The organism is Faecalicatena contorta, assembly GCF_022835095.1.
GTDB classification, from domain to species: domain Bacteria; phylum Bacillota; class Clostridia; order Lachnospirales; family Lachnospiraceae; genus Faecalicatena; species Faecalicatena contorta.
In genome coordinates this window covers 1,259,538-1,281,069 of the sequence record NZ_BQNQ01000001.1, presented here as the reverse complement: position 1 = coordinate 1,281,069, position 21,532 = coordinate 1,259,538, and the positions used below count along the sequence as shown (strand labels likewise).

The 21,532-nt window shown below is 47.2% G+C and carries 15 protein-coding genes; all 15 read right to left on the bottom strand.

Features of this window, described 5'->3' with window-relative positions:
- Nucleotides 1–72: 72 nt before the first annotated feature.
- Entirely contained in the window at nt 73–3,615 is a 3,543-nt protein-coding gene (gene nifJ, locus MWG26_RS05755; protein ID WP_025655100.1) for a pyruvate:ferredoxin (flavodoxin) oxidoreductase, read from the bottom strand.
- 877 nt (nt 3,616–4,492) lie between these two features.
- Nucleotides 4,493–5,653 carry a uroporphyrinogen decarboxylase/cobalamine-independent methonine synthase family protein gene (locus MWG26_RS05750; RefSeq protein ID WP_044926544.1) on the bottom strand — a complete coding sequence of 387 codons (1,161 nt, stop codon included), beginning with the start codon at nt 5,651–5,653 and terminating at the stop codon, nt 4,493–4,495.
- A gap of 17 nt (nt 5,654–5,670) precedes the next feature.
- On the bottom strand, nt 5,671–6,642 hold the full coding sequence (locus tag MWG26_RS05745) for an ABC transporter permease (protein WP_025655098.1): 972 nt from the start codon (nt 6,640–6,642) through the stop codon (nt 5,671–5,673).
- Nucleotides 6,639–8,141 carry a sugar ABC transporter ATP-binding protein gene (locus MWG26_RS05740; RefSeq protein WP_117440757.1) on the bottom strand — a complete coding sequence of 501 codons (1,503 nt, stop codon included), beginning with the start codon at nt 8,139–8,141 and terminating at the stop codon, nt 6,639–6,641. The genes MWG26_RS05745 and MWG26_RS05740 overlap by 4 nt, the downstream gene beginning before the upstream one ends.
- 70 nt (nt 8,142–8,211) lie before the next feature.
- Nucleotides 8,212–9,240, bottom strand: a complete 1,029-nt coding sequence (locus MWG26_RS05735; protein WP_025655097.1) for a sugar ABC transporter substrate-binding protein — start codon at nt 9,238–9,240, stop codon at nt 8,212–8,214.
- A gap of 322 nt (nt 9,241–9,562) precedes the next feature.
- A complete protein-coding gene (locus tag MWG26_RS05730) occupies nt 9,563–11,149 on the bottom strand; it encodes a response regulator (RefSeq protein WP_117440758.1) in 1,587 nt (528 codons plus the stop codon).
- A complete protein-coding gene (locus MWG26_RS05725) occupies nt 11,142–12,962 on the bottom strand; it encodes a cache domain-containing sensor histidine kinase (RefSeq protein ID WP_025655095.1) in 1,821 nt (606 codons plus the stop codon). The genes MWG26_RS05730 and MWG26_RS05725 overlap by 8 nt, the downstream gene beginning before the upstream one ends.
- 3 nt (nt 12,963–12,965) lie before the next feature.
- Nucleotides 12,966–13,925: a substrate-binding domain-containing protein gene (locus tag MWG26_RS05720; RefSeq protein WP_025655094.1), complete on the bottom strand. Its 960-nt coding sequence runs from the start codon at nt 13,923–13,925 to the stop codon at nt 12,966–12,968.
- A 362-nt stretch (nt 13,926–14,287) separates the two neighbouring features.
- Entirely contained in the window at nt 14,288–15,235 is a 948-nt protein-coding gene (lgt, locus tag MWG26_RS05715) for a prolipoprotein diacylglyceryl transferase (protein ID WP_025655093.1), read from the bottom strand.
- A gap of 45 nt (nt 15,236–15,280) precedes the next feature.
- Nucleotides 15,281–16,378 carry a redox-regulated ATPase YchF gene (ychF, locus tag MWG26_RS05710; RefSeq protein ID WP_025655092.1) on the bottom strand — a complete coding sequence of 366 codons (1,098 nt, stop codon included), beginning with the start codon at nt 16,376–16,378 and terminating at the stop codon, nt 15,281–15,283.
- 111 nt (nt 16,379–16,489) lie between these two features.
- Nucleotides 16,490–17,143 (bottom strand): thiamine diphosphokinase, encoded by a 654-nt coding sequence (locus MWG26_RS05705; protein ID WP_025655091.1) that lies wholly within the window; start codon nt 17,141–17,143, stop codon nt 16,490–16,492.
- A complete protein-coding gene (rpe, locus tag MWG26_RS05700; RefSeq protein WP_025655090.1) occupies nt 17,136–17,798 on the bottom strand; it encodes a ribulose-phosphate 3-epimerase in 663 nt (220 codons plus the stop codon). Before rpe ends, MWG26_RS05705 begins: the two co-directional genes overlap by 8 nt.
- Nucleotides 17,799–17,801: 3 nt before the next feature.
- Nucleotides 17,802–18,680, bottom strand: coding sequence for a ribosome small subunit-dependent GTPase A (gene rsgA, locus MWG26_RS05695; RefSeq protein ID WP_025655089.1), 879 nt, complete (start codon nt 18,678–18,680; stop codon nt 17,802–17,804).
- 3 nt (nt 18,681–18,683) lie between these two features.
- Nucleotides 18,684–20,792 (bottom strand): Stk1 family PASTA domain-containing Ser/Thr kinase, encoded by a 2,109-nt coding sequence (pknB, locus tag MWG26_RS05690; RefSeq protein WP_025655088.1) that lies wholly within the window; start codon nt 20,790–20,792, stop codon nt 18,684–18,686.
- Nucleotides 20,786–21,529, bottom strand: a complete 744-nt coding sequence (locus MWG26_RS05685; protein ID WP_025655087.1) for a Stp1/IreP family PP2C-type Ser/Thr phosphatase — start codon at nt 21,527–21,529, stop codon at nt 20,786–20,788. Before MWG26_RS05685 ends, pknB begins: the two co-directional genes overlap by 7 nt.
- Nucleotides 21,530–21,532: the final 3 nt, after the last annotated feature.

The window sequence follows — 21,532 nt, the reverse complement described above, 5'->3', positions numbered from 1 at the left end:
AAAGGCGGTACACTGTAATAAGTGTACCGCCCCTTTTATTACCTGCCGCTTCCCGCGGGAAGACCGGCCTTTTTATTCCTCTCCGTAAAGAGTAACCAGTTTCTTCAGGTAAGCATATCTTTCCATAGCTTCTTTCTCATTCTTTGCAAAGAGTTTTTCAGCTTTTTCTGGATTTGCTCTCTTCAGGGCATTGTAACGAACTTCCCCGTCAAGGAATGCCTGGTATTCATCCTGTTTTGGCTCTTTGCTGTCCAGTGTGAACTTCGCACCCTCAGCTGCCGGATTGAATCTGAAGTTGTTCCAGTAACCACATTCTACTGCCAGCTGCTCCTCGGTCTGAGCTTTGCTCATACCTTTCTTAATACCATGGTTGATACATGGAGCGTAAGCGATGATGAGTGATGGTCCCGGATATGCCTCTGCCTCTGCAATTGCTTTTACTGTCTGGTTGTAATCAGCACCCATAGCGATCTGCGCTACATATACATAACCATAGCTCATAGCGATTCCGGCAAGGTCTTTTTTCTTTGTTTCTTTTCCGCCTGCTGCAAACTGTGCAGTTGCACCTGTCTTGGTAGCCTTGGATGACTGTCCGCCAGTGTTGGAGTAAACTTCTGTATCAAATACCATGATGTTGATGTCCTGTCCACTTGCCAGTACATGGTCAACGCCGCCGAATCCAATATCATAAGCCCATCCGTCACCACCAAAGATCCACTGGGATTTCTTAGCAAGGAAATCCTTGTGCTTCAGCAGTTCTGCCTTATCTTCGGAATCACAGCCACATGCTTCCAGAGCTGCAACCAGCTTGTCTGTAGCTGTTCCGTTTGTAGCGCCGCTTGCAAATGTATCCAGGTAATCCTGAGCTGCAGCCTTAACGTCTTCGTTTCCTGCATTCTCAGCAAGTTTCTCAACGTGGCCTTTCATTCTCTCTCTGATTGTATTCTGAGCGAGCAGCATACCATATCCAAACTCTGCGTTATCTTCGAACAGAGAGTTGCACCATGCCGGTCCTTTGCCCTCTGGTGTTACTGTGTATGGTGTGGACGGTGAAGAGTTGCCCCAGATAGAGGAACATCCTGTTGCATTTGCAATGTACATTCTCTCACCGAATAACTGTGTGATTAATTTCGCGTAAGGTGTCTCACCACATCCTGCACATGCTCCAGAGAATTCGAGCAGCGGCTGTTTGAACTGGCTTCCCTTAACGGTTGTCTCTTTGAACTTAGTTACAACTTCCGGTTTTACAGGGATCTCTCTGCCAAAGTCGAAGTATTCCTGTACGCCTGCATTTGCTTCCATGTTTTCCATAACAAGAGCTTTTTCACCCTTCTTGCCCGGGCAGACATTCGCACATGATCCACATCCTGTACAGTCATATGCAGATACTGTGATAGCAAACTTCATGTTTGGCATACCAACCATATCGATTGTCTGGAATCCTTCCGGAACTTTCGCTGCCTCTTCTTCTGTCAGGGCAACCGGACGGATAACTGCGTGCGGGCAGACATATGCACAGCGGTTACACTGGATACAGTTCTCTGGTTTCCACATCGGAATATCTACTGCGATACCGCGTTTCTCGTATGCGGAAGTACCTGACGGTGTAGAACCATCTACATAATCCTTAAATGCGGATACCGGTAGTGAATTTCCTTCCTGTGCATTTACTTTTGCCTGGATATTCTTAACGAAATCAACGATTTCTCTCTTGCCTTTTTCATTTACATGCGGAGTTGTCAGGCCTTCGTCAGCTGCATCTTTCCAGCTCTCCGGAACTGTAACTTCTACAACCTGCTTAGCGCCTGCATCGATTGCATCGTAGTTCATCTGTACGATCTTGTCACCTTTTCTTCCGTAAGTAGCCTTAGCTGCTTTCTTCATCAGGTCAATTGCTTCCTCTTCCGGAATGATCGCTGCGAGTTTGAAGAATGCTGACTGAAGAACTGTATTGATACGTCCGCCAAGTCCGATCTCCTTACCAATCTTGATACCATCGATTGTGTAGAACTTGATGCCGTGGTTTGCGATAAACGCTTTTACCTGTCCCGGTAAGTGTTTGTCAAGTCCTTCGGCATCCCACGGGCAGTTCAGAAGGAATGTTCCTCCGTCAACCAGCTCCTGAACCATGTTATATTTGTCAATATAAGATGGGTTGTGGCATGCTACAAAGTTAGCCTGTCTGATCAGGTATGTTGACTTGATCGGTTTCTTACCAAAACGTAAGTGGGACATCGTAACGCCGCCGGACTTCTTAGAGTCATAGTCAAAGTAAGCCTGTGCGTACATGTCTGTGTTGTCACCAATGATCTTGATGGAGTTCTTGTTAGCGCCGACAGTACCGTCTGCTCCAAGTCCCCAGAACTTACAGTTGATTGTTCCTTCCGGAGTCGTTACAAGCGGAGCGCCTGCATCCAGAGACAGATTTGTCACATCATCTTCGATACCGATTGTGAATTTCTGTTTCTCTGTGTTATTAAATACAGCTACGATCTGAGCTGGTGTTGTGTCTTTGGATCCTAAGCCGTAACGTCCTGAGAATACCGGAACTGCATCAAACTTGGAGCCTTTGAGTGCAGCTACAACGTCCAGGTATAATGGCTCACCAAGCGCTCCCGGCTCTTTTGTTCTGTCAAGTACAGAAATTGTCTTAACAGTCTCAGGAATCGCATTGATCAGAGCCTCTGCGCAGAATGGTCTGTAAAGGCGTACTTTGACAACGCCGACTTTCTCGCCTGCAGCAAGCAGGTAATCAATCGTCTCCTCGATTGTGTCACATGCAGAACCCATCGCTACGATCACGCGCTCTGCGTCTTCTGCTCCATAGTAGTTAAACAATTTATAATCTGTACCAATCTTGGCATTCACCTTGTCCATGTAATTCTGAACGATTCCCGGAAGAGCATCATAATAAGGATTGCATGCTTCTCTTGCCTGGAAGAAGATATCAGGATTCTGAGCGGAACCTCTATGGCATGGGTGGTTCGGATTCAGTGCGTGTGCACGGAATGCGTCGATGGCGTCCATGTTTACCATATCTTTCAAGTCTTCATAATCCCATGCTTCGATCTTCTGGATCTCGTGGGATGTTCTGAATCCGTCAAAGAAATTGATAAATGGAATCTTTCCTTCAAGTGCTGCACAGTGTGCAACTGCTGTCAGGTCCATTACCTCCTGTACACTGCCTTCACAGAGCATAGCTGCTCCTGTCTGGCGACAGGCATAAACGTCAGAGTGGTCACCGAAAATGGACAGTGCATGGCTTGCAATTGCACGTGCTGATACGTTGAATACTCCTGGTAATTGTTCTCCGGCTACTTTATATAAGTTAGGGATCATCAAAAGCAATCCCTGAGATGCTGTAAATGTGGTTGTCAAAGCTCCCGCTGCTAATGATCCATGTACAGCTCCGGCCGCACCCGCTTCAGACTGCATCTCTGTTACCTGAACAGTTTGTCCAAAAATGTTCTCTCTGCCCTCGGTAGCCCATTCATCGATATGTTCTGGCATAACAGATGATGGTGTGATTGGGTATATTGCTGCAACTTCCGTATATGCATATGACACGTGAGCTGCTGCCTGGTTACCATCCATGGTCTTCATTTTTCTTGCCATTTCTTGTTCCTCCTTAAAATTACATTGTAAAAGTTTATTTTTTCACATGTGCTTCCATTATATCGCCTAAATCGGCAAAAGTCTAGTCAGGGTACCCCATTTTTTGTTTATTTTTGAGTACAACGGGTTGGGCGTTTTTCTTGATTTTGAATGGGGGACGCGAATGACAAGGCGGGGACGGTGGGCGGCGGGGGCATGTCTGCTGGTGAAATGTCCTGACACTTCGCGAAGAAGCTGTAGAAGAAAGCGGAAGTAAAATGAAGGTACATGCCCCCGCCGCCCACCGTCCCCGCCTTGTCATTCGCTGTTGCATCCAATCGGCAGTTAAGAGCAAATCCCAGAGGGGATTGTAAAGGAACTGCGGATTTGTGCTGGCGTTTTGCATTATAATTTAACTATTAATATGTTTTTTCTTTTGCTAAAGTCTATATTCCAGAAAGCTCTCCTTCACTCCCCATTAGTTGTACGTTCCCCCAAACGGATTCATACGCCGCCACGCTCAGTAGTCTCCACGAGGGGGTCTGGTCTTTCCTGCTGTCTGGAAGAACCAGCCTGGGGAAAGGAGGAGACGGGGCGCGGCACAGGAGGCATATGTGGTTTTACTGGGCATAGAATGCGCGTTACTGCCACTTAAGGGGAAACAGCCGGATTTTATGGATGAAATTTGTTTTCCAAAACAAATTTCAAGAAGGGCTGAGCCGCGTTTTCATCAGAAAACGCGGTGAATCCCTTCGGTTCCATAAAATCCGGCTGTTTCCCCTTTAGTGGCAGTTAGCAAATAGACCGCCCAGTAAAACCACATATGCCTCCTGTGCCGCGCCCCGTCTCCTCCTTTCCCCAGGCGTCCCCCAAGTCACCCACCCACACACACACACTACTACCCCCACTTCAGCAACCGCGCTATGATTTGTTTTTGTGCCTCTGGATTTTTTTCGTTCATGCACAGATAGATTCCCTTTGGGGATACTGCATCTATAAAAGGTTCCAGTTCCTGCGGCTCGAGATCTACAACGATGCTTTTACCCGCTGCCTGTATCTTTTTGATGAACGGCACCCACTGCATGATTGGTTTATCCGCTCCTACGCCCTGCACCCACTGGATGGCCTGTATCTGATCGATTTTTAGTATTTCGTCAATATGGTTTGCGACGCCTTTTCCGTCCAGGTGAAAGATGTTATGATCGAAGTGTTCGCTTTCTTTCTTTATATATGGCAGAGAGATCTCATTGAAGAATTCCTGGGAGATCATCGCCCCCATATCGCAGCTTGGTATATGCATCGTCCCATAGGAGGGGATATCCATCCACGAGACAGAAAGCTGCCTCTTTTGTTTTAGCTTGTCATGGAATACTTCCATCATCGGGAAAAAGGGGTCAAAACATTTTTGTACCAGTTTTTTTACAAATTCTATGTCGTCGTACATATCCATACACAGCTCCTGCGTCCCGCGCAGGGCTGCTGCACAGTCCAGGCTCGGGTGCATATCCGTATAGCCGACCATAAAACGCCCTTCACACCGCTCTAGAGCATAGTCCATCATCTCCAGCATTTTCTGGTAATAGCTGCTGCCGGGATGAAAACATATTTTCTCCAGATCCTCCTCACTGAATATCTGCGGTTCGCACCAGGAAGTCACTTCCCCGAATTCCAGTTCGCAGTCTGCCAGCACCGCAGCGAAAAAGTTGGGACCCAGATTTGGAAAATAGATGGGGAACGTTTCCCCCAGCCATTGGTTTGCATCTAAATTTTTTTCAAAGGCCGATACCTGATATTCTGTATCAAACCACCGTTCTTTCAGACTGCCCCAGCTGTCCGCTGAATCTGCAGTGTCATACTCTTCATTGTGGGCCGAAAACCGTATGGGCACACGGTCCAGAACTTCTCCGTCATACCACGCGTATATCCGTTTCATACATTCTAAAAAATCTGGTTTTGTTTCCAGGCCCAGGTCATACATTGTTCTGCAGTTAACTGCGGATCCGCCCGCAGGGCAAGCCTTACAGGATGCCGCCTGGGTATTTAAGTTTGTATTTTCCATAAAAGTCTCCCTCTGCATTACGCTGTTTTTAGCTTTGCCTTCTTTTCCCTTGACCGGATATCCACGGCGACCGCCACAATCAGCACGATTCCTTTCACAACCCGCTGCCAGTATTCGTTGATATTGAGCATCATCATGCCGTTCGCAAGGACTCCCATGAATACAACTCCCACGATTACCTTTGACAGTTTCCCTTCTCCGCCGCTGACACTTACCCCGCCCAGGACTACGGCCGTAATTATGTCCATTTCGTAACCGTCTCCTGCACTCGGCTGCCCGCTGTTCACCCTTGACATCAGTATGAGTGAAGCCAGAGCGCCCAGAAATCCTACCATAGTGTAGATTTTATATATTTCCTTTTTAACATTCACTCCCGACAGCCTGGTTGTCTCCTCGTTGCCTCCTATGCCATAAATCCTCCTGCCAAAAACCGTTTTTCCCAGCATAATATATCCAAAGATAAATACCAGCACCATGATGATCATGGAGATTGGAACCAGTCCGATACTCCCCTGCCCCAGTATCTTGAATCCTTCGGGGATTCCATAGATAGGCATTCCACCTGATATCAGATAGGTGGCTCCCCTGAGGCTTATCATCATGCCGAGAGTTGTGATAATTGGCGGTATTTTCAGACAGGTAATGCAGGTTGCATTAATGATACCTATCACAATGCCAATGGCAAATCCTATGAATACAACGAGAACGGGATTGACGCCATTACTCATTAAGGCAGCGCATGTCACGACGACAACTCCGATCAATGATCCGATTGAGAGGTCGATGCCGCCGGTCAGAATCACACATGTCATACCAACGGCGCAGATTCCAACTATGGAAATCTGACGGGCAATATTTGCCAGGTTATTCGGTGTCAGAAATGAAGTTGTGGAAAAGGAAAAGAATATGACCATTACCGCTAATGCAATAATAATACCCATATTATTCCACTCTATTTTCTTTTTGTTTGCATTCATCTTTTCCTTCATGACATAACCTCCTGTGCCTTAGACGCCAATTCTAATATTTTTTCCTGATGAATCTGCTCTTTTTTCAGTTCGCCCGATATCCGCCCTTCTGCCATGACGATAACACGGTCAGACATCCCCATCAGCTCCGGGAGCTCTGAGGAGATTAGGATCACGGCTTTCCCCTGTCTCGCCAGTTCATTGATCAGTTCGTATATTTCCTGTTTCGCTCCCACATCAATCCCCCGTGTAGGCTCATCAAAGATGATGATATCACAGTTCATGAGGAGCCATTTTCCCAGAATAACTTTCTGCTGGTTTCCGCCGCTTAAGTTCTTGACAAGCTGCCGCATAGTCGGAGTTTTTACGGTCAGCTTCTCAATCTGCTGCCGGCAGGCTTCCTCTTCTTTATTTCGGTTAATCAATCCAAGAACATTTGTAATCCGGGGCGCGTATACAAAACTAATATTATCCTTAACAGACATGTTCAAAAACAGCCCCTGCTGCTTCCTGTCCTCGGGAATCAGTGCAATCCCATGTTTTATGGCATCCTCCGGAGACTGGATATTTACGGGACGCCCCTTGATCCGGATCTCTCCCTTCTGCATCTTATCCGCCCCGTATACCGCCCTTGCCGTCTCTGTACGCCCGGCGCCGACCAGTCCTGCAAATCCGAGCCTTTCACCGCGGTAGGCCTCAAAAGATACATCTTTTAAGAGCTCGGTACATACGTTTTGTACCTCCAGAACTTTTTCGCCTCTATCCGGAATAAATTCCGGAAACGTATCATTTAACTCCCGGTTTACCATCAGCCGTATCAGTTCTTCCTGTGTGGTGTCTTTTACATCCATTGTTTTTATGTAATGCCCGTCACGGAAAACAGACACTTTATCACACAATTGAAATATTTCTTCCATACGGTGAGAAATGTACAGGATTGCCATGCCTTCCTGCTTCAAGGTTTTTACAATCTCAAACAAATACTGTAGTTCACTGTTTGTCAGAGCAGCGGACGGCTCATCCATAATCATAACCTTCACATCCTGTGAAAGTGACTTTGCGATTTCCACAAGCTGCTGATAACCGACCGACAGGTCTTTCACCAGCATTTTAGGATCTATTTTCACGCCAAGTCTGTCTAAAACCTTTGCCGCATCCTCTTCCATCCCACGAAAATCAATAAGCCCTCTTTTTTTCCGGTACCGGTTATAATAAATATTTTCTGCCACAGACAAGTGTTTCAGAAGATTAAGCTCCTGATAGATCGCCGTGATCCCCAGCGCCATCGATTTCTGCGGCGTATTGTCCTCGATTTGTTTTCCTTCAAATATGAGAGTCCCCTGCGTCGGTGCAATAGCTCCGGTAATCACTTTAATAAAAGTAGATTTGCCTGCTCCATTTTCACCGACAATCGCATGCACCTCTCCCCGGGAAAACCCCAGGGAGACGTCATCAAGGGCCACCACACCGGGATAAAGCTTCGTAATATGTCTTAACTCAAGTATTTTCTGCTCCATCATTCATAGGGGTCAGACCCCTTTGCCCTCCATTTTCAGAATTTTCTTAAAATATACACTTGATTTTCAGCGCCTATTCAATATCATAATCTCCAATGTTCTCTTTTGTTACCTGGCTCATTTCATAGACGATCTGTTCTGATTTCGGTCCGTTTTCCAGTACATCCTGGACTAAATCCAATACTTCCGCGCCTTTTTCGGCGGGCTTGATGTCTACGGTTCCCTGATACATTGTATCCTGGGAGATCAGCTTGAGCGCTTCCGGCAGTGCATCCAGACCGATGATACAAGTATTGTCCGGTGTGTGCTCTTTATGTGTGAGGCAGGATTCGTATACGCCCAGCGCGGAGGAATCGTTGATGCAGATGAACATTGAGACTCCTGGATTGGACGTGAGGGCTGTTTCGGACAGGTTATAACCTGTATCGGCATCCGCGGCATTCTGCTCGTAGACATAGTTGATCTTCTTGTCGCCGGTATAGGTGTCTTCCAGCCCCTGTTTTAAGCCGTCTGCACGTTTGATGACTGACGGTATCTGGTCATAGCGGACAACCACGACCTCGATCTCGCCCTTATCATTTGCAATATCCTCGATTGTGCCGTCGCTTTCTTTTTCGTTCAGCCATTGCCCTGCAAGCTCTCCGCCAAGCCGTCCGTATTCTTCTTCATCGATACCGAAAAATGCATCCGAACCCTTTACTTCCTGGTCAAGGCTGATAACCGGTATTCCTGCTTCCTGTGCCTTCTTTACCGCATCTGCCGGCGCTTCCTGATCCACTGGACTGATGATGATGGCATCCACTCCCTGGGATACAAAGTCTTCAATCTGACTGATATGCTTGGACGCATCCGCGGCAGCATCTGCAACTACCAGCTCAATGCCTTTTTCTTTGGCCGCTGCCTTCATCCCCTCCACAATGGAAACAAAATACGCATTCTCCATGCTTTGTACGGTATACCCTACCTTCAGGGTTCCGTCCTCTTTCTTTTTCGTGTCGGAAGAACCTCCTGCTGAATCGTCCGAAGTCTTCACCAGGCTGCATGCCCCAAGGGACATCACCATTACAGCTGCTACCAGAATACTTAAAACTTTCTTTTTCATAAACTTTCTCCTTCCTATTTAAACAGTTCTATTTAAGATAGTTCTATTATAATTTTCATTGTCCAATCTGATAATCCAATATCATACGAAAAACTTTAGATATCATACTCTCTTTCATTTTTATCAGAATTCGGATTAAAATAACAAAGTGGGCAAGCCCACTTCAACTTCCCCTCCTCACTCATGAGGGGCTTGCGCACTTTGGCGACGCGATGACGCTTTACGGCTATATATCTTATCACGGCTTGTGCATCCTCCGGAGGGTTTTATATAATAGGAAAGTGCCGAGCGCTGTCCTATTATATAAAAAAGAAGGCGGATGCTATACGCTCTCTCCGCCCCCGATTCCTTTAATCATTTTTTTATATTGTGAAACACTGACACCTGTATATTTCTTAAAAGCCGCACTAAAATAAGCAGGGTTATCATATCCCGACATATAGCCAATCTCCTGGATCTTATAATCGGAGTTCGTCAGGAGCAGCTGGGCCTCTTTCATCCTTCTGCCGATCAGATAATCTGTAAAACTTTCCCCTGTCACTTCCGTAAAGACCGAACTGAAATAATTGGGACTTAATCCCGTATGCCCCGCAACTTCACCAATCCGGAGGCCCGGCTCGGCAAAATGCTCTTCTATATACTCACATGCCTTCTTGATCATCTGATCGTTGGATATGGCATCTCCGGCCTTGAAATGATCAGCCATCTTTAGCAGTTCCGTTTCCAGAAGCTCCATTGCATCGTCCAGCGTTTTTTGTTTGATCACATGACGGTATACTTCATCCAGACCGGCTTCACCAGTTTCAGTGAGCTGCCGGGTTTTCCCCAGCTCCCCTAAAATGGAACTCAGAGAAAAGGACAGCATCAGCAAAGAATCACTTCCCGTATACCTCAGGTTATTTTTCAGCCTTTCCACATACTCATGGATCATCTCCGTATTTCCCATCAGAACTAATTTTGCCAGATATTCCACAAGACTTTTATTTACGGTATGATGCTGGTCAAAATATTTATCCAGATCTTTCTCCGTCAAATCCTTGCCCTTTTCCTCGCTGAACTGGTAGCTGCATATCTGGCGGACTTTTTCGTACGACAGACCCAGGTAGTATAACTCCGATACCGCCGGCCCCATGATAAATGATATTGTGGCTGGCATATTTCTCTCCCGTATCCTTTTTCTGCATTCTTCTTTGAAGCTGCCAGCATCCGCTTCTATCCTTTCCCCGCTGCCCCAGCAGCAGATCAGCCTGTGGCCAAAACTACAGATATACTGGTATCCGCGTATCCGGCAGACGCTCTTCACGATCTGGTTTATTTCCGCCTCCTTCTCATCATCGTCAAACATGGCCTCCATGACAAGCCACTTTTGACTCTCCTGTTTCTGAAAAGGCTTCTCCAGTTTACGGCACACTTCTCTTGTGTATTTCTGATTCAGCACGTTTTGAAAAAAGGTCTCCTCGAGGATCTTTTCATCCTCAAGCACGATCTCTTCCAGCCCGCTGCTGTGTTTTCTCAGAGTCTCCGCCCGTTTCTTTTCATTTTTCTGATATACAATCTGTCGCATCGTCTCCCGGAGCTGGCTCAGGTCAATCGGCTTCAGGAGATAATCGTCCACCCCCAGCCGCAGCGCCTTCTGTGCAAATTGAAAATCATCATAAGCACTCATGATGACCACCTGGATCTCCGGACACTGCTTTTTGATCTGTTCCGTCAGGCGCAGCCCGTCCATATTTGACATCTTAATATCTGTCAGAAGGATATCCGCCTGCTTTTCAATCGCAGCTTCCAGCGCCTGATCCCCATCCTCGACCCCGGCTGCCACCTCAATCCCCAGCTCTTCCCATGGAAACGCACAGCACATTCCTTTCAGCTGTATTTCATCATCGTCTGCTATCACCAATCTATACATGCATACGCTCCTCTCTTATCTCGATCAGAACTCTCGTCCCTGCCCCTTCTTCGCTCTCAACCTTCATCCTGCACGCAGCTCCGTAGAAAAGCTTCAGCCGCTCGTTCACATTGGTAAGCCCGTAGCTCTCAGATTCCTCCACAACCCCTTCCGAGAGCTGTCTCTGGATTTTCCGGCAGCGTTCCTTTGGCATTCCGAGCCCGCTGTCTTCCACCATAAGAACGATCCTCCCATTTTCTCTCCTGCAGTCAATCCGGATCTTTCCTCCGTCCTCTTTTCCCTTGATTCCATGGTAAATCGAGTTTTCTACCAGGGGCTGGAGAATCAGCTTCGGGAGGACAAAATTTCTGATATCATCTTCCAGATATATGGAAAATGAAAGCTTCTTCTTATATCTCATAAGCTGAATCGTCAGATAGCTTTCTACATTCGAAATTTCATACTTTAAGGACACTTCTTCTCTCCCATTGTTTAACCCTGTTTTAAAGAAACGGGTCAGGGCCTCCAGCATGTTCTCTGCATCCTTCTGTTCGTTCATGCGGATCAGCCACATAAGGGAATCCAGCGTGTTATATAAGAAATGGGGATTGATCTGTGCCTGGAGCAGAAGCAGTTCATAGTGGCGCTGCCGCTCGTGTTCCTTCTGAATGCGCTCCATGAGGTTCCGTATTTCCACAACCATGACATTAAACTGGCTCCCCAGCTCCCCGATCTCGTCCTCTGATTCGCATGTAACCGCTATTTCAAAATTCCCTTCCTGCACCTTTTCCACGGACTTCTTAAGGGACAGAATCGGCCTGGTAATGCTGCCAGCTACCCGGTAAGATATGTACCCGCTTATCACAATCAGGAGGATCGTTACGATAACCGACACCGCCAGCACGGTGATCAATAGACTGTAGTATGCTGCCTGAGGCATGTAATAGGCGATAATCCAGTCATTCGTGTGGAGCTGCTGATAGGCCGTAATAAACTTCGATATGGTCCCAAAATCTTTTTCCGGGAAATCTTTTTTCCAATATGTCAGAAACCTGGATGCCTCCAGAACTTCTGGCATTGCTTCCACCACTTCCTCATGGCCTGCTATGCCATTTTCACAGATCAGCGTAACTCTGTCATCGTCATAGAGCTTCACCTGCCCGTCCCTGATACTGATCTGCGTGTCCGGATAAAACAAGTATAATTCTCCCCGTTCCTCCTGATACTTACTGTTGCGCAGAATATCCGATACCGCCACTTCTACCATCACACTGCCCAGCATACGGCCTGTTTTCTCTGCCGTTACCGGGATTGCCAGAGAGACAAATTCCGTTTCATTCGTACTGACAAAAAAGGATTCGCTGTGCAGTTCAAACCAATTTGGTTCCTTTATCTCTTTTATCAGCTTATACCAGTCCTGGGATTTATAATCTTTTTCCTGGAGTGAGTATGGGCTGTCCTTATATACGCCGCCGTTTTCCCCAACAATGTAGATCTTGATGGCCTCATCAAAATACCCGGATGTCCCCAGCAATAAACTGTTCAGCTTTATTTCACTCTCATGAAGTTCCTGCGCGTCCGAAAAATCCCGCGACAATTCCCGGTTAACCACCTCATCCCCCGCTATCGTCTGACCGATCTGATACGCCTGCTGGAGAAGCTTATCCAGCTGGGCCGCCTGATTCCCCAGATTAGTGGTTATCTCATCCTTTCTTTTTTCCTGCACATTTGCAGATATGTAAAGCAGCATTACGATACAAAAAAGTACGACCGGTATCAGGGAAAAAAGCGCAAAGTTCTTCAGCAGCTTGTCCCGGATTGATTTTCTCTTCATTTTCTAATACCCCTGCATTTCATCCAGATTACTTACAGTAAATACATCTCCCCTTGCCGCCATGCTGCTCTGAGTCTGTATCCCCTGCATGTCTTTATCGATCAGTTCCGCCAGTTCTCTCCCCAAATATGGAGATGCCTCGACACAGCCATAATATCCACCTGCCTGTATCGCTGTTTTCACATCTTTGATCCCATTCACAGAGACTACCGTAATCTGTTCCCGAAGCCCCAGCTCTTCCAGGGCATAAACCGCTCCAATACCTTCTTCATCCGTGTTGGCAAAGATAGCGCCGATGGAATCCGGATGGTTTAAAAGAAAATTGATGACATTATTCCTGGCGGTTCCCCGGTCCCCATTCCCCTCCGTGCTTGCCGTGATTTCCAGATTGCCGTACTTGCTTAACTGGTTTCTGAATCCGATATTATGCATCCTGTTAATGGACGAACCATTTTCTCCGCGTACTTCCAGAATCTTTCCTTCTCTGCCGTCGAAAAACCGTGCCAGAAGATCCGCACAGGCTTCCCCTTCCCACAGTGCATCGGTTCTGATCTCTGCCAGGACAGAGACGTCTTCTAAGTTGTCGGCCAGCCTGTCCAGCATGATAATCTTTGCTTTTTCCTGATCTGCCTGGCGCAGGCTTTCTTCGAGTCCTATCGTTTTCACAGGCATAACTGCCAGGTATTCCGGTTCATATTCTAATAATTCCTGTATATCATGTTTCTGCTTGTCTATATCGGCTTCTGCATCTCTCCACGCGACTGTAAAGCCCTGCCTTTCCAGATTCTCCAAAACATCCTGCCATATAGCAGTTGTCCTTGCATTTTTTGTATCGCTGAACGATACGGCTACCTGAACACTCTTTTTCCTTTTCTCTGCGCCATAATCAAAGCAATTCACAACCAGCCAGAATAAAAGACAAATGATAATAACTGCGCTTATCCAGATACTTTTCTTTTTCATGACCGCCTCCGGTTTTTTTTATAATTATAGCATAACACTTTCGTCCCGTAATAATTTTTTACGCAGGGAAATATATGGATAGCCGTCAGCCTCCTAAGGGCACATATGCCGTTGCGAATTGCTAAAGCAGACATTAGAAATTCTTAGAAGGAGCCAGCCGCGAAAGTGGGGAGCATTTATGATTCCGAATCATAAATGCGGATGGCTCAGCGCGGGAAATCATCGGATTTCTCGTGATGTGCCATCCCGTGCCCCACTTTCGTGGCTGGCTCCTTCTTAGAATTTCTTAGGACTGTGTCCGCAATTCGCAACGGCATATGTGCCCTTAGGAGGCTGGCGGCTATTCATTTATTTTGCGACTCCTATTTAAACAGCCTGTCCTTTGCCTTCGGCCGTTTCTTCCCCACAGGCTTATCCGGCAGCGGTTCATATTTCCTCCCGCTCCTCAGAAAAGGCATCCGCTTATGATTCCGCCATAGATAAATCAGAAGACCGCCGGTTACAACAACAATCAGCCCGGCCAGCAGCTGTGAAACCGGGAACCCAATCCCTGGAATTAACAGCTGGTCTGTCCTTAGGCCTTCAATCCACACTCTTCCCAGCCCATATCCAAACAAATACAGCAGGAACAATTCCCCTTCGTACTTCTTATGCTTTCTATAAAGAAACAACAGAATAAATAAGATCAGGCACCAGACCGACTCATACAGAAATGTGGGATGTACCTGGATATAGCTGACACCATCCACCACCTGCATATTGGCCCTCATCGTCTCCGTCACATCACTATTCCGCACCGCGTCCAGAGGCAGCTGCATGGCGAAAAGGCTGTCTGTATATTCTCCAAACGCCTCCCGGTTAAAAAAATTCCCCCAGCGTCCAAGCATCTGTCCGTTCAGAATCGCTAATGCCACCGTATCAAATATCTGGGGCGCGTTCAGACGTTTGACCTTCGCGCAGATAATTACCGTAATCACCGCCGCAATCACGCCGCCATAGATCCCCAGCCCGCCTTCACGGAGGTTCAGGATATTGAGAAGATTATCCTTATACATATCCCAGGAGAATACAACATAGTACAGCCTTGCGCCTGCAATGCCGCAGACAACGCCGATGATACCCATATCCAGATAATCCTCCGGATTCTGCCTCGTCCGCTTCGCCTCAGATGTGGCAATCAAAAAACCAATTAAAATCGCACATCCGATGATAATCCCGTAAAAAGCAATCTCAAATCCGAAAACAGTAATCGATTTCCCTACGTGTTCCAGATGAATTCCCAAATGCGGGAAATTTATATTATAATGCATGTCCTATGCTCCCTTCCTGTAGGATTGTTCAGAGGGGTCTGACCCCTATACATTAAACCGAAACAAAATAATGTCTCCGTCCTGTACTACGTATTCTTTTCCTTCCAGTCTGACAAGCCCTTTCTCCTTGGCCGCAGCATGTGTCCCACAAGCCATCAGGTCGTCATAGCTTACGATTTCTGCACGGATAAATCCGCGCTCAAAATCGGTGTGGATCTTTCCGGCAGCCTGCGGTGCTTTTGTGCCGCGCTTGATTGTCCATGCACGGACCTCCGGCTCACCGGCCGTCAGATAGCTGATCAGGCCCAAAAGATGGTAACTGGCTTTTATCAGTTTTTCCAGTCCTGACTCTTCTAATCCTAAATCTTCTAAAAACATTTTTTTCTCTTCGTCATCCAGCTCTGCTATTTCCTGCTCAATCTGGGCACAGACCACGAATACCTCGCACTCTTCGCGCTCTGCGTACTCACGCACTGCCTGCACGCCAGCGTTGGAGGCTCCGTCATCTTCCAGATCGTCCTCGGTTACATTTGCCGCAAAGATAACCGGCTTGCGGGTCAGCAGGTTATAGCTCTCCAGCCAGCCCTGCTCGTCTTCATCGTCTGTACTGAAGCTTTTTGCCATTTTATTCTCTTCCAGGTGCTCTTTTATCCGCTCCAGAAGGCCGAGTTCTTTTGCCGCTGCTTTATCATTTCTTGCAACCTTTGTGGTTTTTGCAATTCTTCTCTCCAGGATCTCGAGATCGGAGAAAATCAGTTCCAGATTGATCGTCTCTATATCACGCAGCGGATCAATGCTGCCATCCACATGTACGATGTTGCCGTCCTCAAAACATCTCACCACATGCACAATCGCATCAACCTCGCGAATGTTTGCGAGAAACTGATTTCCCAGGCCTTCCCCCTTGGATGCTCCCTTTACAAGGCCCGCTATATCTACAAATTCGATGGCCGCGGGAACGATCTTTTTTGTGTGGTACATTTCTCCCAGCACGTCAAGACGCTTGTCCGGCACTGTTACGACGCCCACATTCGGATCAATCGTGCAGAACGGGTAATTCGCAGACTCCGCCCCTGCCTTTGTCAATGAGTTAAACAATGTGCTTTTCCCAACATTCGGTAATCCAACAATTCCTAATTTCATAAGTTAAATCCTCTCTGTATCTTAATCTTTATTCTGCGGCCTGCCACAGACTTCTTTATGAGTAAAGACATGACCTCTACATATACCTGTTCACTTCACACCCATACAGCATCAGTCCCGTGTCTCCATCAAGACAACCGTCCCGTAAGGAAACGAGATTATCACCTCATCCCCCTCTATTTCATTGCTGACACACAGACTGTCAAAAGGCGTCAGTATATGATGGCTCAGAGGATACTTGGCTCCGGTTATATTAAAGTCCTCCACTTCACCGCCCAAGGGAAATACGGAGAAATACGGACCATATGCCTCTTCCTTTTTCAGAACCAGTTCCTCTTTCAGAAGCCGTATCTGGTTATGCCTGTCCACGATCCTGGCATCAGCCCCCGCATCCAGGGCCACCTTCAGCGTCTGCACATTCGCCCACACATGGTCCAGCCTAGTGCCGGTTGCCCCCAATATCAGAATATTCTGCCTGTGCAGATCCAGACACAGACGCAGTGCAATCTCTGTATCCGACGCATCCTTCACAGGATTAAATTCCCGGATCGGAACCTTTGTCTCTTCTTTATAGTACGCAATGACCTCTACGGGTGCACTGTCGAAATCTCCTACAATATAGTCGGGGAGGATGTTATGCTCGTAAAGGAAGAGGAGTCCCCTGTCCACACCAATAATAAACTCAGTCTCTTCGTCCTTTAAGATATCAACGGCGAATTCATCCTCCAATAGTCCGCCGCTGACAATTACTGTTCGTTTACTCATTTTCTTTTAAAATCTCCATCAGTCCTGTCGCATTATCCGCAATTGTTCCTTTAAATACCGCGGAACCTGCCACGATTACATTCGCGCCTGCATCCAGGACTTCTTTCACATTGCTTTGGCAAATCCCGCCGTCGACTTCGATGTCTGTATTCAGTCCACGTTCTTTCAGCATAGAACGCAGGCTTCTGATCTTGTCCAATGATTCCGGAATAAATGCCTGTCCGCCAAAACCAGGCTCCACACTCATAATCAAAAACATATCCGCCTGATCCAGAAACGGCACAAGCGCCTCCACTGGTGTAGCCGGCTTAATCGTTACCCCGGCCTTCATACCGCATGCGTGGATCTTATCCAGCACAGCCTGCACATCCTCGCATGCTTCCAGATGAACTGTCAGAATATCTGCTCCCGCCTCCTGGAAAGCATCCACATAACGCCCTGGATCTGTTACCATCAGATGCACATCCATCACCTGGGGGCTTACCCCCTGGATTGATTTCAGGACGGGCATCCCAAAAGAAATACTGGGAACGAACATGCCGTCCATAACATCGAAATGCAGGTACTTTGCACCATTGTCCGATGTAATCCGTATCTGTTCTCCTAAAACCTTAAAATCTGCTGACAAAATAGATGGCGCCAAAATATTTTTCATAAGCTAATACCTCTTCTTCTCCTGTAACTCCTGATACATTTCCAGATAGTCCTCATACCGGACGGTATGAATCTCTCCATGTTCCACGGCCGCTTTTACGGCACAACCCGGCTCGTGCACGTGGTCGCATCCGTTAAACCGGCACTTTCCTTCATAGGGGGCAAACTCTCTGATATAGTACTTGAGCTCCCCTTTTTCAAAATCATTGACATACAGGGAACTGAAACCAGGCGTATCCATGATATAGGAATTCCCGTCTATCGTAATTAATTCGGAATGTCTGGTCGTGTGCTTTCCTCTTGCAATCTTTTTGCTGATACTGCCCGTCTCCATCCGGATCTCCGTTTGGAGCAGATTAATCAGAGAGGACTTTCCTACCCCGGATGGTCCCGCAATCACGGTCGTCTTACCCAGAAGCACTTCCTTTACAGTCCCGATATTCTCCTCGTTTAAAGCACTGGTGAATATGACCCGGTATCCGCAGGCGCTGTAGATCTCCTGCAGTTCTTTGAGTTCCGGCTGTGAGGCTATGTCCTTCTTATTAAAACAAAGCACTACCGGAATCTCCTTGCTTTCCATCATGACAAGGAACCTGTCCAGCAGGTTAAAATGAGGCTTTGGCTCTGTCACCGCAAACACGACCAGCGCCTGATCAACATTCGCCACAGCAGGGCGGATCAATTCGTTCCTTCTGGGCAGAATCCGGACAATATTGCCGGTCTTCTCCTCCTCGTCTAAAATCTCGATCTCGACGTCATCCCCTACCAGAGGCTTTACCTTTTCTTTTCTGAATACACCTTTTGCTTTACACTCATAAATACCGGATTCTACTACGTGTACGTAGTAGAATCCGGCAATTCCCTTTATTATCTTTCCCTGCATAAACTAATAACCTTCTTGATCACTGCCGCTTGTTCCGTCCCCAGTTCCATTTCCGTTACCGTTATTTGGATTCTCAGGATCATCCGGCTGACTTTGCCCTAGGCTGATTACAAAATCTACCGTCTCTCCCTTTTCAAGCAGACTACCCGGAGATACCGATTGAGATGCAACTAAACCTTCGGTTACAAAGCTATAATCTTCAGTAGCATTACCTTCAAGACCAGCTTCATGTAAAGCCTGCATCGCTTGATCTTTATTCATTTTACTTAAGTTTGGAACCGTCACCATCTCCACCTTCGGCCCTTTACTGACAACATACTCAACCGTTGTCCCCGCATCCACTTTCTTATCAGCCTTCGTCTTCTGCGACATGACAATTCCCGCGTCATACTTATCACTATACTCCTCAGAAGCACTTCCCACAAGCCCCACAGCAGCCAGTGCCGCCTCTGCATCTTCCTGGCTTAGGTCAACCAGATTCGGAACCGTCGCCTTCTCAGCGCCCATGCTGACAGTCATTGTAACCTTGGTACCTTCTTTTACTTCGACACCGGAAGCCGGATCCGTAGATATAACCTTCCCTTCCTCTACACTGCTATCATAAACCGCTGTGGAATCCACCACCAGTTTGGCGTCGTCCAGCATCCTCTGTGCCTCGTCTTCACTCATTCCTACAACATTCGGAACCATAACGGTCTTTTCTTCTTTGCCGCTGCTGACCACCACATTAATCTGTGTATTCTTATCTACTTTTGTCTTGGCATCTGTCTCCTGCCGGATAATCACACCACTATCGTACTTATCGGATGTCTCCCGCCCGGATACGTGATAGCCCAGATTCTTTTTGGAGAGGGCTTCCTTCGCCTCCTCTTCCGTCATACCAACCAGATCGGGCACCGTCACCTTGCTCTCCGTCTGCGTCGTCTTGAGACCCGTACCGCCCTTAAAGAGCCCAGCCGCCTTTCCGATCATAAAAAGCAGGATAAACGCGATAATGACCGCCGCCACGATCATCAATATCTTCATGATCTTCCGCGTATTCGGATCTACATCATTCTTCTTCCTGCTGTCCCTCCTATAGTCCTCCTCATCATCGCTGTCATACTCATCACTATCATAATCGTAATCATCATCGTCGTAATCGTCATCATCATAACCGTCATAGTCGTCATCATAATCATCGTCCTCGCCGTAATCACGGTCCTGTATCCGTTCCATCTCCTCCGTGGACATCACAACCGTAGTGTCTGATCCGGATGCGTAAGGAGACATATTGACGAAATTCCCTTCCGGGCTGACAAGAGACCGCTTCAGGTCCAGAATCAGCGCCTGGCAGTTCAGATATCTACGTTCCGGATTCTTCTGCGTACACTTCATGATAATACATTCCAGGCTGTACGGAATATCCGGCACTTCCTCCGCAGGCGATACGATCTCCTCCTGCAGATGCTTAATCGCAACGGATACGGTGGAATCCCCGTCAAACGGCACATGGCCGGTGATCATCTCATACATGGTGATGCCGGCCGAATAAATATCGCTTTTTTCATCTACAATACCGCCTCTTGCCTGCTCAGGCGAGGTGTAATGTACGGATCCCATAACATTGGTACTTATGGTATTGGTAGCCGTAGTGGCCCGCGCAATCCCAAAATCCGTCACTTTAACTTTTCCTTCTTTGGAAATAATGATGTTCTGAGGTTTGATATCCCGATGGACAATATGCTGATTATGGGCAGCCTGAATACCTGTCACCATTTGTATAGAAATGCTGATCGTCTCTTTTGCAGTGAGTCTTCCCTTTTTTTCAATATATTCCTTTAATGTGATTCCCTCGACCAGTTCCATGACCATGTAGTACAGGCCGCGGTCCTGCCCCACATCGTAGACATTTACCACATTGGGATGCATCAGGCCTGCTGCCGCCTGCGCCTCGCTTAAAAACTTCTGGATAAAAATCTCATCTGTGCGAAAATCACTCTTTAAAACCTTAATTGCCACATAGCGATTCAGCTTATGGTCTTTCCCCTTATAAACATCCGCCATTCCACCTGAACCAATACGGCTCAATATTTCATAACGTTTCCCTAAAAATACTCCTTCTTTTAACATATACTCACCTCATCCGCAAACGGATCTACCAGAACAATCCCTATATTGTCCGTACCGCCGTTTTCTTTTGCTGTTTCTACCAGAGACTCTGCCGATTCCACAATGTCTCTGCCCCCCTGTACGATGTGGAACAATTCTTCATCTTCCACCATATTGCTGAGTCCGTCTGTACACATCAAAATGATGTCTCCCTTTTTCAGACGGTGCTCATAAAAGTCTACCTCTACGCTGTCCTTGGCCCCAATGGCCCTTGTAATGATATTCTTATCCGGATGGTGCTTCGCCTCCTCCGGCTTGATACCGCCGAGACGTACCATCTCCTCGACCAGTGAGTGGTCTTTGGTCAGCTGAATAATACCCTGATTGATCAGATAAAGCCTGCTGTCCCCCACATTCGCAAAATACATCATCTGATTCACGATCGTTGCAACGACCACCGTGGTTCCCATCCCCTTCAGATGGGAGTCCTGGGAGGCCTTTTTTATGATCTCCCGGTTCGCGGTCTTAATCGCGGAGACAAGCGCCTTTTCAATGTCTTCCTGGTCGCTCTGCTTCAGCTCTCTCTGCAGAACTTCCACCGTATATTTTGAAGCATAATCGCCGGCCTGGTGTCCGCCCATGCCGTCGGCAACTACAAACAGGTTGGGGAGAGGTCCTAACGGATTATCTGTCGTATAGACATAATCTTGATTCACTTGTCGTACCATACCAACGTCGGTAATGGAAAATGTCTTCATAGC

Bases quoted from the DNA above. Each gene is read 5' to 3' on its own strand.
- MWG26_RS05735 (WP_025655097.1), bottom strand. From the start codon at position 9,240: ATGAAAAAGAAAGTTTTAAGTATTCTGGTAGCAGCTGTAATGGTGATG.
- rpe (WP_025655090.1), bottom strand. From the start codon at position 17,798: ATGAAAAATATTTTGGCGCCATCTATTTTGTCAGCAGATTTTAAGGTT.
- MWG26_RS05720 (WP_025655094.1), bottom strand. From the start codon at position 13,925: ATGAAAAAGAAAAGTATCTGGATAAGCGCAGTTATTATCATTTGTCTT.
- nifJ (WP_025655100.1), bottom strand. From the start codon at position 3,615: ATGGCAAGAAAAATGAAGACCATGGATGGTAACCAGGCAGCAGCTCAC.
- rsgA (WP_025655089.1), bottom strand. From the start codon at position 18,680: ATGCAGGGAAAGATAATAAAGGGAATTGCCGGATTCTACTACGTACAC.
- ychF (WP_025655092.1), bottom strand. From the start codon at position 16,378: ATGAAATTAGGAATTGTTGGATTACCGAATGTTGGGAAAAGCACATTG.
- MWG26_RS05730 (WP_117440758.1), bottom strand. From the start codon at position 11,149: ATGTATAGATTGGTGATAGCAGACGATGATGAAATACAGCTGAAAGGA.
- MWG26_RS05745 (WP_025655098.1), bottom strand. From the start codon at position 6,642: ATGAAGGAAAAGATGAATGCAAACAAAAAGAAAATAGAGTGGAATAAT.
- MWG26_RS05750 (WP_044926544.1), bottom strand. From the start codon at position 5,653: ATGGAAAATACAAACTTAAATACCCAGGCGGCATCCTGTAAGGCTTGC.
- MWG26_RS05740 (WP_117440757.1), bottom strand. From the start codon at position 8,141: ATGATGGAGCAGAAAATACTTGAGTTAAGACATATTACGAAGCTTTAT.
- MWG26_RS05705 (WP_025655091.1), bottom strand. From the start codon at position 17,143: ATGAGTAAACGAACAGTAATTGTCAGCGGCGGACTATTGGAGGATGAA.
- MWG26_RS05725 (WP_025655095.1), bottom strand. From the start codon at position 12,962: ATGAAGAGAAAATCAATCCGGGACAAGCTGCTGAAGAACTTTGCGCTT.
- pknB (WP_025655088.1), bottom strand. From the start codon at position 20,792: ATGTTAAAAGAAGGAGTATTTTTAGGGAAACGTTATGAAATATTGAGC.
- MWG26_RS05685 (WP_025655087.1), bottom strand. From the start codon at position 21,529: ATGAAGACATTTTCCATTACCGACGTTGGTATGGTACGACAAGTGAAT.
- lgt (WP_025655093.1), bottom strand. From the start codon at position 15,235: ATGCATTATAATATAAATTTCCCGCATTTGGGAATTCATCTGGAACAC.